This window comes from Arthrobacter sp. UYEF21 (assembly GCF_040546085.1).
Classification (GTDB): Bacteria; Actinomycetota; Actinomycetes; order Actinomycetales; family Micrococcaceae; genus Arthrobacter.
This window is the reverse complement of sequence record NZ_JBEPNF010000007.1, coordinates 39,896-51,456: the sequence shown is the minus strand read 5'-3', so window position 1 is coordinate 51,456 and position 11,561 is coordinate 39,896. Positions and strand designations below refer to the sequence as shown.

The window sequence follows — 11,561 nt, the reverse complement described above, 5'->3', positions numbered from 1 at the left end:
CACGACGACGGCACTCACGGTGAGTGCCGTGGTCGGCTGCGGAATGCTGGTGCGATGACCCCGAACCAAGGTGCGCTGCACCCTCTGCTGACTGCCGACGTCGGGCGCGGCTCGAAGCCAGCCATGAGGGCATGAAGCTCACGCTGCGACTGGCGCTCCGTAGCGGATCACGGCCGCCTCGACGGCAATCGGGGACGGCTTTCAGGACAAAGGGGAATAGGACTCCGGCCAGCACCGCGGCCATCACCGGTTTAGGGACAATGGCCAGGAGCCGGCCGAACCAGCCGGTCAACCCGACAAATAAGCGCCAGCACAGCCGCCACCACGTAGGCGCCGATGGCGTCGCTGTAGTTCTCATCGTCGCGTCGTTGAGTCGGTTCCGATTATGCGTCGGTCCGGCGTTCAGTGGCCGAGTCTAACCTCTGAGTGCGACGGGCCGGGTGCCACATGTAGCAGGCTTTTGGGCCGGGCACGCCGGGCACGCCGGGAAAGCCCGGGTTCCCGTGCGAACGCACGTTACGCAGCCGAGAGGCTAGTGCGCGGCCACCGTCGCAGCGCCTGCCTCCTGAGCGGACTTGGGGTCCGTCAGCTTTTTCTTCGGCAGGGCGAAGCTGATGAGGAACGCGACGCCGGTGAGCACCGCCGCGGTGAGCATGACGGTGTCGATGGCGTAGGCGAAGCCCTCGGTGATGGGGCGGGTGAGGACACTGTTGGCCGAGTGCAGCCAGCTGGTGTCGTTGAGTGAATCGTCGGACGCGCCGTTCTGGAAGAACTCGTAGAGCTTCGTGTTGGCAGGGTCCGCTGCCACGGCAGGATCCCTCAGGACGGCAAGGTACGACGCGTCAGTCATTGCCGATTTCATGGTGTCAGCGATCCGGCTGGCGGCCACGCTGAAGAGCAGTGAGATGAACACCGCCGTGCCCACTGCGCCGCCCATGGACCGGAAGAACGCGGCGGAGGAGGTGCCCACGCCCATGTCCTTCGGCGGCACGGACACCTGCATGGCCAGGGTCAGCGGCTGCATGCAGAAACCCAGGCCCATGCCGAAGAACACCGCGATCACGCCGGGCACCCACAGCCCGGTGTCCACGCCCAGGGACAAACCCATCACCAGCGCGGCGGCGGTGAGGATGGCGGTTCCCACGATGGGGAAGATCCGGTACGTGCCCGACGCCGAGATGGTGCGTCCGGCGGTAATGGAACCTGTCAGGATGCCCACAGTGAACGTAATCATCATGAGGCCGGCTTGGGTGGGCGTAAGCCCCTTGACCAGCTGCAGGTACATGGGGAGCATGGCGATGGCCCCGAACATGCCGATGCCGATGATGAAGTTCAGCAGCGAGGACAGTCCGAAGGTCACGTTCCGGAAGAGCCGAAGCGGGATCAGGGCGTAGTCGCCGGCGCGCTTCTCCGCCAGCAGGAACCAGACGATGCCCACGGCGCCCAGGCCGTAGCAGAGGAACGAGTTCAGGGACGCAAAGCCCCAGCCGCGGCCCTGTTCGGCCACGAGCAGCAGCGGGACGATCCCGAGGGTGATGGCTGCCGCGCCCCAGTAGTCGATCTTCTGCTTCACGTGCTTGGCCGGCAGATGCAGGAACAGGAACACCACGGTCAGTGCGGCCAGGCCGATAGGCAGGTTGATGAAGAAGACCCAGCGCCAGCCGTCAAAGCCCAGAATGTTGGCGGAGCCGGCAAATGCGCCGCCCACCACCGGGCCAAGCACTGAGGAGATGCCAAACACGGACATGAAGTAGCCCTGGTACTTGGCCCGGTCCTTCAACGACACAATGTCGCCGATGATGGTCAGCGCCAGGGCCAGCAGGCCGCCGGCACCAAGCCCCTGGATGCCGCGTGCGATTGCCAGTTCCGTCATGGAGTTCACGGAACCCGCATACAGCGAGCCCACCAGGAAGATGGCGATGGCGGTGAGGTACAGCGGACGGCGGCCGAAGATATCGCTGAGCTTGCCATACAGCGGCGTGCTGACGGTGGAGGTGATGAGGTACGCCGTAGTGGCCCACGCCTGCAGCGACAGTCCGTCGAGGTCATTGGCGATGGTGTAGATCGACGTGGACACGATGGTCTGGTCCAGCGAAGCCAGGAACATGCCGAGCATGAGTCCCACCATCACGGTGACGATCTGACGCCGGGTCAGGGTTGCGCCGGCGGCCCGCGCGGCGGATGTCTTGGACATGGCTTCTCCAAAGAAGAAAAAGGGATCAAAGCTGATAGTTGCTTTCAGTAACTATGTTACGTCCCGAATTGTTCCCCAGCCCACAGTTTATTGGCGCCCATCCGCGGCACCCCCCGGGCACCCGCTGTCAGCGCTCCACGAGGATGCCGTCCGGATCGCACCAGACGGTGGCCCCGGGACGGAAGGTCACGCCGTCGAATATCACATCCATGTCAACTTCGCCAGCGCTTGCCTTGGCGCTCTTGCGCGGATTGCTGCCCAGCGCTTTGACGCCGAGGTCCAGCGCGGCAATCGCTTCGCGGTCGCGGATGACGCCATTAATGACGACGCCGGCCCACCCGTTCGCGACGGCGCTCTCGGCAATCATGTCCCCCATCAGCGCCGTGCCCAGGGAGCCGCCGCCGTCCACCACCAGGACCGCACCGTTGCCCGGCGTGGCCAGGGTGGATTTCACCAGGCCGTTGTCCTGGAAGCAGCGGATGGTCCGGACCGGGCCGCTGAAGTGCGAACGGCCGCCAAGGGACTGGAACTGGAGCGCCACGGAAGCCAGGTCCTCGCCGCGCTCGTCGTAGAGGTCGGCGGTGCTGACTGTGTTGGCGGGGCGTTGGGCAGGTGCGTTCATTGCATCTCCAGGTGTCCGGTGTCGTGTTCGGGGCGACCCGCCGCCCGGCGTGCGCCGTATGACAAGCGGGCATTGATGCCCACGATAGTCTGATTTTCTGATCGCCAACCGTTCCAGGGGGAACCAGTTATGAGCCTGCCCGACACACCCGCAGCAGCGGATCCCAGCCCTGCGGCGGCAAGTTCGGCGGCGGCGCTCGCCGAGCCGACGACGAAGGTCACCGCGCGCTGGGTCACCGGGCTAGTGCTCGTCAACGTCGGTATTAACGCGGCCTTCTTTGGTCCCATCAACATATTTATCGGCCAACAGGCCATCGGCATCGACGAGGCCAATAAGGAAGCCATCCTGTCCCTCGTTATAGGGTGCGGCGCCGCCGTGTCGCTGGTGGCCAATCCGCTGTTTGGTGCACTGTCCGACAGGACGGTCTCAGGCTTCGGCCGTCGTGCGCCGTGGGTCCTGGCGGGTGCCATCCTGGCAACCGCTGCCTTGCTGGCGATGTCCGGTGCTACCGCTGTTGCCCTGATGGTCCTGTTCTGGTGCCTGGTCCAGCTGGGCGCCAACGCCGCCTACGCCGCCATCACCGCCGCCGTCCCGGACCGCGTGCCGGTGCTGCAGCGCGGCGGCGTGGGCGGCCTGGCGGCAATGGGCCAGACGCTGGGCATCCTGCTCGGCGCCGTCTTCGGGGCAGTCGTCTCGGGAAACTTCATGGTGGGCTACAGCATGTGTGCGGCAGCCCTGCTGTTCTCCGTGCTGCCGTACCTCCTCCACCGGAATGATCCGCCGCTCCCGCGCGAAGCCCGACCGCCGTTTACCTGGGGCGGTTTCCTCCGAGGCTTCTGGATCAGCCCGGCGCGCCACCCTGACTTCGCGTGGGCGTGGCTCACCCGCTTCCTGGTCAACGTGGGCAATCAGCTCACCATCGTCTACCTGCTCTTTTTCCTGCGGGACGTCATCAAGCATGAGGACCCTGCGGTCGGTGTCCTGATGCTCACCGGAATCTATGCGGTGATGGTGATGATCACGGCGGTGCTCGCCGGACCATTGAGCGACCGCGTGGGCAAGCGCAAGCCGTTTGTCATCGGTTCCTCCGTCACCATCGCCATGGCAGGCCTGATCTTGGCCTTCTTCCCCGTGTGGACCGGCGCCCTTATTGGAGCCGGCATCCTGGGCGTGGGGTTCGGCGCCTACCTTGCCGTTGACTTCGCGCTGCTGACGCAGGTTCTGCCGCAGGCTGCCGACCGCGGCAAGGACATGGGGGTCATCAACGTGGCCAACTCGCTGCCCCAGGTGTTCGCGTCCGGCCTCGCATTCCTCGCCGTGACCTACTTCGGGGGGTACTTCACACTGTTCACCACGGCGGCTGTCATCGGCCTGTTGGGCGCTGTGTTCGTGGTCAAGATCAAGGGTGTTGACTAAGGCGCACTATCGCCGCGTGCCGTATAGTTGACGCGGACTGCAGGGCGCCCGGGATGGGGATCCGACGGCCGCTGCACCATAAATTCACTACCCCGGAATGCTGATGCCCGAGACCCTTCCCGCCCATCCGCCCATGGCCGCCCGGCCCTCCACTCCACGCCAGAGGCTGCGTTATAAACGCGTCCTGGAATCCGCCGGTGGGTTTGCCCGTACAGGGCTGGAGTCCGTGGACCTGGCGGAAATTTCGGAAAAGTCCGGCGTCCCACTCGGTACTGTTTACCGGTACTTCCCCTCCCCAACGCACCTGATGCTGTCCCTCTACCGCCAGCAGCTGGACGAGCTGCATTCCCGGGCCCGCGCTTCGGCTGACAGCTTCGGCGGCCGTGCCCTCACGGGCGTGGTCATGGAGATCTTCCACATGAGGGTGATGCAGCCTGCCGTCGAGCAGTGCCTGGCCCGCAGCGTGTACCTCAAAGGCAGGGACGCCACTGGGCTTCTGCAGGAAATCGACGCGCTCAGTGAAAACGCGGTGGCCGCAGCCTCCGACGACGCCGTGGCGGCCCGGGTGCTCCTGCTGACGGTAGCTGGTCTGGTCCAGTCCGTCCGTAACCGCAGACTGTCGCTCTTTGAGGCCGAAGAGGACCTCAAAAAGGCCTGCACCCTGCTTGCTCCCGTGACTCCGAACACCCGCGCAGCGCACCGGTCGGCGTAACTGGTCTAGACCGGCTGGCGATTAAATCCGTCTTTATGCCGTGATGTGGATCGCAAAAGTTCTGATTAATCGATTTGGCACCGAACCGAGGCGGAGTGACGGCCAATTCCGCCTCCAACCGCTGATTACTATTGCTGGACCGGAGTGGCTCGCAACCCACATCGGCAAGGACCTCACTCCGGGCCCGCCACCACCGGGCCTATGAAGTGTGAATACCGACCACCTTGAGCCACCCTGTGCTTGAGCCATTCTGCGCCGTGCGCCCACGGCTAGCACCAGGAGACAACGACGTGTCCATTGACGCAATCGCACCCACTGACAATTCCGCAGCCACAGTCCTGACCGAAGCAGAGATTTTTGATGCCCACCAGGGCGGCAAGCTTTCGATCAGCAGCACCGTCCCGCTATCCAACAAGCGCGACCTTTCCATCGCCTACACCCCCGGTGTGGCCGAAGTCAGCCGCGCCATCCACGCCAACCCGGAGCTCGCCAAAACCCTCACCTGGGCGCAGCGTCTGGTGGTAGTGGTCAGCGACGGCACCGCCGTGCTTGGCCTGGGCAACATCGGCGCCAGCGCCTCACTTCCGGTCATGGAGGGCAAGTCCGCCCTCTTCAAGACCTTCGGCGAACTGGATTCTATCCCCGTGGTCCTGAACACCACGGACGTTGACGAGATCGTGGAAACCCTCGTCCGTCTCCGCCCCAGCTTCGGCGCCGTCAACCTGGAGGACATCTCCGCACCGCGCTGCTTCGAACTTGAAGAAAAGCTCATCGAGGCGCTGGACTGCCCGGTCATGCACGATGACCAGCACGGCACCGCCGTGGTGGTCCTCGCCGCCCTGAGGAACGCCGCCAAGGTCACCGGCCGCGAACTCGCCAGCCTCCGCGTCGTAGTTTCCGGTGCCGGTGCAGCGGGCATCGCCGTCGCCGAAATCCTGCTGACAGCAGGCCTCGAGGACGTCGTCCTGCTCGACTCAAAGGGTGTCATCAACAGCGCCCGGGCCGACATCGCCGCCGACCCGCAGAGCAAGAAGTCCCAGATGGCACAGCGCGGCAACCCGCGCGGCGTCACTGGCGGCCCCGGCGATGCACTGCTCGGCGCGGACGTGTTCATCGGGGTTTCCTCCTCGAAGCTGGACGAAGCGCACCTGAAGCTGATGAACGCTGATTCCATCGTGTTCGCCCTCTCCAACCCGGACCCCGAAGTCCTGCCCGAGGTGGCAACCAAGTACGCCGCCGTTGTAGCCACCGGCCGCAGTGACTTCCCCAACCAGATCAACAACGTGCTGGCGTTCCCCGGAATCTTCCGCGGCGCGCTGGACGCCGGCGCCCGGAGGATCACGCCCGCCATGAAGCTTGCCGCGGCGCGCGCCATTGCGGACCTGGCCGAAGATAACCTGTCCGCTGACTACATCGTGCCCAGCCCGCTGGACCCGCGCGTTGCCCCCGCAGTGACGGCCGCCGTGGCCGCCGCCGTGGACGCTGAATAACCTCCGCAGCCGCACCCTGCCCTAACGCCCGACGGCGGTGCCTCCCCTCTCAAAGGAGAGGCGCCGCCGTCGGGCGTTTACCCGGACAGATGGTGGGCCGGGTGCCAGTCCGGACGCGGGTGCCACCCTAAACTGGGCTCATGAATTCCGAAACCATTGTAAGCATCCTGTGTGGTCTGGCGATCCTGGTGGGAGTCGCCGGCACCATCGTCCCCGTGCTTCCCGGCAGCTTCCTGATCGGTCTCAGCCTGTTGGCGTGGGCAATCTGGGGCGGCGCCGGCACCGTGGGCTGGGTGATCTTCGCGGTGGGCATCGTGTTTGTGGTCGCCGGACTGTCGGCGGGTGCCGTGCTGACCGGGCGGAAGCTCAAGCAGGCAGGCATCCCCAGCAGGAGCGTAGTGGTGGGCCTGGCTGCTGGCGTGATCGGTATGTTTATCATCCCCGTGGTGGGGCTTTTTATCGGGTTTGCCGCCGGCCTGCTGCTCAGTGAGCTCCGCCGGACCCGGCAGGTCCGCACCGCAACCACCACCAGCTGGGCGGCCCTGAAGGCCACCGGACTGGGAATGCTCGCGGAGTTCGGGCTGGCGTGCCTGGCAGCCAGCACCTGGGTGATCGGAGTGTGGATCGCTGCGGTTACGTAGGCCGGCCGCGTGCAGCGCCACGCGGGGCTGCCACGTAGCATGGAGAGATGAGCGTGGGGGATGCCAGAGGACCGATCTACCGGGACGGCCGGGACCTGACGCCGTTCGGCAACGTCCAGTTTCAGACCCCCGTCCGGGAACTTGCCGGCAGTGTGGGCGGCCTGCTCCACGGGGTGCTGGGCGGCCGTGATGCTGCGCTGATCACCGTCGACGGGGACGTGCCCCGGCTCAGGCTGATGCCGGGGAAAGCGGCCAGGGCGGTCCATGACGCCATCTTCGCCAACAGGGAACCGGAACGGCTCATTGCTGTGGGCCGGACCTACCCCGGCTGGGCGGGCCTTTGTTCTGTCATGTCCGGCCTCCTGGCGTACCAACACGGCGGCTACCTGCGCGCTTCCGAACTTCTCCAGCGGGGCCTGTCCATCAGGAACGACGACGACGCCAACCAGTACGCGGCAACGTACCTGACGCGGGTGGTCAGCCGCGTCGAGGTCGCCGAGCGCATCGAAGTTCCCGTGCTGTTCGGCCAGGAAGCGGTCTTCCTCGCCCTCGCGCACTGCCTGCGGGAAACGGGCCAGCTGGAGGCCGCGCTGCAGACGGTGGCCGGGCTGCCGCCGTCGTTGCCCTCCGCACTGGCGCGCTGTGCGCTGGCGTTTGCGCTGGGCCGGGATAAGGAAGTGGTGATCTGGACTGAGGGGCTGCTGAATTCGGATGACCTGTCGGCCGCGCTGCTGCTCCTCCGCGGCCGGGCGTTGCGGCGGCTCGGAGCCCACACCAAGGCGCACGAGGCACTCAAGGAGGTGCTCCGCCGTCGGAAGACAGACGTGGTGCTCCGCAACGACGCCCTGACCGACCGCGCCCTGCTGGTGCTGGACAACGGCCGCAAATCCCTCAACCCGCGGGACTGGCTCCGGGGCCGGCCGGCGGAGCTGGAAACCTTCGAAGTTATCCGCAAGGACGTCGACGAGCGCCGGCTGTGGGAGCAGGAGTGGGAGAACTTGGACGGGAAATGACCTTGTGGAGCCAGCCGCCGCGGGGTACAACGGAGGCATGAGTGACGCAGCCCGCTCCTGGATGGAAAAGTACATCGCGGCATGGACCACCAACGAGCCCAACGACATCGGGGCGCTGTTCACTGAGGATGCTGTCTACGCCACTCGGCCCCACGACAAGGATCCGTGGCGGGGGCGCGAGCAGATCGTGGACCATTGGCTGGTTGAGCGGGACGAACCCGACGAATGGACCTTCGAGTGGTGGGTGCTGGGAGTCGACGGGGACCTGGCCTTCGTGCAGGGCATCACGCACTATCTGGGGGACCGGCCCAGCTACGAGAACCTGTGGGTGATCCGGCTGGAGCCCGACGGCCGCGCGTCCCAGTTCACGGAATGGTTCATGGAACGCAAAGACTAGGCTTGCGCCGTGAGCCCGGCAACGAGCGGCACCACTTGCTCGGCCAGTAGCACAGCGCCCAGGGCAATCATGATGATGCCGCTGGCCAGCGTGACGGCGCGGGCGGCGCCGGGGCGGGATGTGAGGAGCTTGCGGGCCAGCAATGCCACGCAGGTGTAGACGGTCCCGGCCAGCAGGACAAACGTCAGTCCCAGCAGCCCGGACTGTACCGGCAGGGGGAGGGCGGCTTCCGGACTGACGAACTGCGGCACCAGCGCCACGTAGAAGAGCAGCCCCTTGGGGTTGATGCCGCTGGTGCCCATTCCCTGCAGGAAGGTCCGGAGCTGGTTGGCAGGCTTCCCGACGGCGGCTGCCGCGCTGAAGGATGCCCCGCGCCAGGAGCGGAGGGTGCTGATACCCAGCCACAGGAGGTAGGCGGCCCCTGCCACGGTGATCCAGCCCAGGAGGCCAGGCATGCCGGACAGCAGCGCCGCCAGGCCCGCCACCATCAGCAGGGTGTGCAGGACATAGCCCCCGCAGAGGCCGGCAACGGCCGGGACGAAGCTGCGCTGCCGCAGTCCGGCCGTGATGGAATAGGCCCAGTCCACCCCGGGGGTGCAGGCGAGGGCCGCCGCGACCAGCACAAATGCGAAAAACAGCTGAGGGTTCATGGTGGGCTCCTGTCCGATGGCTACAGGACAAACCCTATGAAGTTTGTGGCCATAAGTGCTTACCTTTTTCGCCCATGAGACAGGCCTCTTGGTAATATTCTTGCGTGATTGACCACATTGACAGGAATATCTTGCGGTACCTCAAGGAGGACGGCCGAATGACTGCCACGGCGCTCGCCGCCAAGGTGGGCCTGACGGTGGCGCCGTGCCATCGAAGGCTGCGGGATTTGGAAGCCTCGGGCGTGATCCGCGGCTACAAGGCGGACATCGATCCCGCGGCCGTGGGACTGGGGTTTGAGGCGATTGTGTTCGTCACCTTGCGCCAGGTGGATCGCTCCACAATGGAAGTCTTCGAGAACCGGGTGGCGGACAACCCCAACATCGTCGAGGCGCAGCGGCTTTTCGGCTCCCCGGATTACCTGCTGAAGGTCATCGCCGAGGACCTGCCGGCATACCAGCGTTTCTACGACGCCGAGCTGACGTCCCTGCCTGGCGTGGAGCGGCTGACGTCCACCCTGGTGATGAAGAACCTCAAGTCCAACGCCGGCCCGCCCGTCTAACTCCACCTCGGGGTCACTTATGGCCCATCTGTGGCCCTCCGACGGGCAAAGAGTGACCCCGCGCCGGTCTTCTGTTTCGGGATAGTCTATGGCCCGAGCAGCCCTGTGGTCCGGTAGGGGATGACCTCGCGCAGGAACATGCTGGTGGACGTACGGACGATTCCAGGACAAAGCCGGATTTCCTCCGAAACGCGGTAGAGATCGTCCGGGCTGGTGGCCACGACACGGATGACGAGGTCGGTGTCACCGGCGGGGGCATGGCACTCCAGGACTTCGGGGATTTTCCGGAGCGCGGCGATGGCTTCGTTGAGGTGGCTCTGGTCCAGTTCGGCGCTCACAGCTGCCGCCACTCCGCGGCCCAGGGCGGAGGGGAGCACCCGGCTGCTGTTGGGGCGGAGTGCGCCCGACGCCGTCATCCGCTCCAGGCGCGACTGCACCGTCCCGCGCGCCAGGCCCAGCCGCTGGGCGAGGACCATGATGGGAATGCGGGGGTCAACGTCGAGGGCGTTGAGGATCCGCTTGTCTGTGGCGTCCAGTTCCTGCAATCTGATCACTTCCTGTCGGTTTTCACGGTGAATATTGGTCATTCTGACCAGAGTATTCCTTGCCGGTTGTGCCAACTGTAGGACGTCTGCTCAAATTATGGCAACATGCAGGCGAAAGGCTACCGCTGATCCTGCTGGCTTACAGGCTCCCCGGCACACCACCCGGAAACTGGACCACGCTTCCCGCAAAGAGGCCGCCGCTGATGACACTTGTTCACACCAAAGTCATTCTCCAACCACGACGAGAGCCCCTGAACTCCCGGGCGCCGGATTTCCGGCGTCATCGGTAGCTGAGGGGCTCTTGTGTTGTCCCGCCGCACTGCAACGCGGGGTCACTTCAGGCCCATTTGCGTAGGCTGGGTTTATGACTCCAGCCGGACGCTTCGCCCCCAGCCCCTCCGGGGAACTGCATGTGGGCAATCTCCGCACCGCGATTCTTGCCTGGCTTTTTGCCCGATCCACCGGCCGGGACTTCCGGCTGCGCATTGAGGACCTGGACCGGGCGCGGGCCGGCGCGGAGGCCGAGCAGCTCCGCGATCTGGCAGCCATCGGCGTGACGTGGGACGGCGCCGTCGTCCGCCAGACAGACCGCGGCGCGGTGTACGACGAGGCGATCCGCCGGCTCGGCGACGCGGGTCTGACGTACGAGTGCTTTTGCACGCGCCGGGAGATCCAGGATGCGCCATCGGCCCCGCATGCACCGCAGGGAGCCTACCCGGGAACGTGCCGGTACCTCGACCCTGCCGAGCTGGAGTACAAACGCTCCACCCGGCCGGCGGCCATAAGGCTCCGCTCTGCCGTCACCGAATGCACTGTGCAGGACTTACTGCTCGGGGAATTTACGGGCGTGGTGGACGACTTCGTCCTGCGCCGTAACGACGGCGTGACCGCCTATAACCTGGCCGTGGTGGTGGATGATGCCGCTCAGGGCGTCGATCAGGTGGTGCGCGGGGATGATCTGCTTCCATCCACGCCCCGGCAGGCATATCTTGCCAAGCTCTTAGATATTCCTGTTCCGGAATATGCGCATGTGCCGTTGGTGGTGAATTCCGACGGCGCCCGGCTGGCCAAGCGGGACGGTGCCGTGACGCTGGCCGACCTTTCCCGCGGAGGAGTTACCGCGGGCGGCGTCCGGGACCTCATCCTCCTATCCCTGGGCCTGCCGGCGGACAGGCTGGAGCAGTCCCTGCCAGTATTCCTGCCCGGCAGGTTACCGCGGAACCCGTGGGTTTGGCCCGGAGCCTAGCAGCATCCTCCACACACACCACAGACTTGGCGAGCACGAAGACGTTGCTGCGCAACGCTGTGTGGGGCAGTGCGG

The 11,561-nt window shown here is 65.6% G+C and carries 12 protein-coding genes; 8 read left to right on the top strand and 4 right to left on the bottom strand.

All coding sequences use genetic code 11. From position 1 onward, the window contains the following. Window positions 1-532: 532 nt before the first annotated feature. Together ABIB27_RS09590 and rraA are read right to left on the bottom strand one after the other, a co-directional pair. Complete coding sequence (locus ABIB27_RS09590; RefSeq protein ID WP_354217693.1) at window positions 533-2,194, bottom strand: MDR family MFS transporter; 1,662 nt, start codon at window positions 2,192-2,194, stop codon at window positions 533-535. Window positions 2,195-2,321: 127 nt separating this feature from the next. Further along, entirely contained in the window at window positions 2,322-2,816 is a 495-nt protein-coding gene (gene rraA / locus ABIB27_RS09585) for a ribonuclease E activity regulator RraA (RefSeq protein ID WP_354217694.1), read from the bottom strand. A gap of 129 nt (window positions 2,817-2,945) precedes the next feature. On the opposite strand from rraA, the gene ABIB27_RS09580 reads away from it, so the two are divergent. The 6 genes from ABIB27_RS09580 (at window position 2,946) to ABIB27_RS09555 (ending at window position 8,485) form a co-directional block, all read left to right on the top strand. Beyond that, window positions 2,946-4,232 (top strand): MFS transporter, encoded by a 1,287-nt coding sequence (locus tag ABIB27_RS09580; protein WP_354217695.1) that lies wholly within the window; start codon window positions 2,946-2,948, stop codon window positions 4,230-4,232. A 103-nt stretch (window positions 4,233-4,335) separates the two neighbouring features. Further along, window positions 4,336-4,944, top strand: coding sequence for a TetR/AcrR family transcriptional regulator (locus ABIB27_RS09575; RefSeq protein ID WP_354217696.1), 609 nt, complete (start codon window positions 4,336-4,338; stop codon window positions 4,942-4,944). 290 nt (window positions 4,945-5,234) lie between these two features. Next, window positions 5,235-6,434 (top strand): NAD(P)-dependent malic enzyme, encoded by a 1,200-nt coding sequence (locus ABIB27_RS09570; RefSeq protein ID WP_354217697.1) that lies wholly within the window; start codon window positions 5,235-5,237, stop codon window positions 6,432-6,434. A gap of 140 nt (window positions 6,435-6,574) precedes the next feature. Beyond that, window positions 6,575-7,075: a DUF456 domain-containing protein gene (locus ABIB27_RS09565; RefSeq protein WP_354217698.1), complete on the top strand. Its 501-nt coding sequence runs from the start codon at window positions 6,575-6,577 to the stop codon at window positions 7,073-7,075. A gap of 47 nt (window positions 7,076-7,122) precedes the next feature. Continuing rightward, entirely contained in the window at window positions 7,123-8,088 is a 966-nt protein-coding gene (locus ABIB27_RS09560) for a hypothetical protein (RefSeq protein ID WP_354217699.1), read from the top strand. 37 nt (window positions 8,089-8,125) lie between these two features. Next, window positions 8,126-8,485 carry a nuclear transport factor 2 family protein gene (locus ABIB27_RS09555; RefSeq protein WP_354217700.1) on the top strand — a complete coding sequence of 120 codons (360 nt, stop codon included), beginning with the start codon at window positions 8,126-8,128 and terminating at the stop codon, window positions 8,483-8,485. Here ABIB27_RS09555 and ABIB27_RS09550 read toward each other — a convergent pair. Beyond that, the gene (locus ABIB27_RS09550; RefSeq protein WP_354217701.1) at window positions 8,482-9,135 is read right to left on the bottom strand and encodes a LysE family translocator; all 654 of its coding nucleotides are present in this window, start codon (window positions 9,133-9,135) and stop codon (window positions 8,482-8,484) included. The two genes, ABIB27_RS09555 and ABIB27_RS09550, sit on opposite strands and share 4 nt — an antisense overlap. 104 nt (window positions 9,136-9,239) lie before the next feature. Between ABIB27_RS09550 and ABIB27_RS09545 the strand changes: the two genes are divergently transcribed. After that, a complete protein-coding gene (locus tag ABIB27_RS09545) occupies window positions 9,240-9,695 on the top strand; it encodes an Lrp/AsnC family transcriptional regulator (protein ID WP_354217702.1) in 456 nt (151 codons plus the stop codon). Between the two features lie 86 nt (window positions 9,696-9,781). Here ABIB27_RS09545 and ABIB27_RS09540 read toward each other — a convergent pair whose 3' ends face one another. After that, window positions 9,782-10,282 carry an Lrp/AsnC family transcriptional regulator gene (locus ABIB27_RS09540; protein WP_354217703.1) on the bottom strand — a complete coding sequence of 167 codons (501 nt, stop codon included), beginning with the start codon at window positions 10,280-10,282 and terminating at the stop codon, window positions 9,782-9,784. 322 nt (window positions 10,283-10,604) lie between these two features. On the opposite strand from ABIB27_RS09540, the gene gluQRS reads away from it, so the two are divergent. Next, a complete protein-coding gene (gene gluQRS, locus ABIB27_RS09535; protein WP_354217704.1) occupies window positions 10,605-11,486 on the top strand; it encodes a tRNA glutamyl-Q(34) synthetase GluQRS in 882 nt (293 codons plus the stop codon). Window positions 11,487-11,561 lie beyond the last annotated feature (75 nt).

Excerpts from the sequence above, each read along its gene's own strand:
- ABIB27_RS09590 (WP_354217693.1), bottom strand. The coding sequence starts at position 2,194 with ATGTCCAAGACATCCGCCGCGCGGGCCGCCGGCGCAACCCTGACCCGG.
- rraA (WP_354217694.1), bottom strand. The coding sequence starts at position 2,816 with ATGAACGCACCTGCCCAACGCCCCGCCAACACAGTCAGCACCGCCGAC.
- ABIB27_RS09580 (WP_354217695.1), top strand. The coding sequence starts at position 2,946 with ATGAGCCTGCCCGACACACCCGCAGCAGCGGATCCCAGCCCTGCGGCG.
- ABIB27_RS09575 (WP_354217696.1), top strand. The coding sequence starts at position 4,336 with ATGCCCGAGACCCTTCCCGCCCATCCGCCCATGGCCGCCCGGCCCTCC.
- ABIB27_RS09565 (WP_354217698.1), top strand. The coding sequence starts at position 6,575 with ATGAATTCCGAAACCATTGTAAGCATCCTGTGTGGTCTGGCGATCCTG.
- ABIB27_RS09560 (WP_354217699.1), top strand. The coding sequence starts at position 7,123 with ATGAGCGTGGGGGATGCCAGAGGACCGATCTACCGGGACGGCCGGGAC.
- ABIB27_RS09555 (WP_354217700.1), top strand. The coding sequence starts at position 8,126 with ATGAGTGACGCAGCCCGCTCCTGGATGGAAAAGTACATCGCGGCATGG.
- ABIB27_RS09550 (WP_354217701.1), bottom strand. The coding sequence starts at position 9,135 with ATGAACCCTCAGCTGTTTTTCGCATTTGTGCTGGTCGCGGCGGCCCTC.
- ABIB27_RS09540 (WP_354217703.1), bottom strand. The coding sequence starts at position 10,282 with ATGACCAATATTCACCGTGAAAACCGACAGGAAGTGATCAGATTGCAG.
- gluQRS (WP_354217704.1), top strand. The coding sequence starts at position 10,605 with ATGACTCCAGCCGGACGCTTCGCCCCCAGCCCCTCCGGGGAACTGCAT.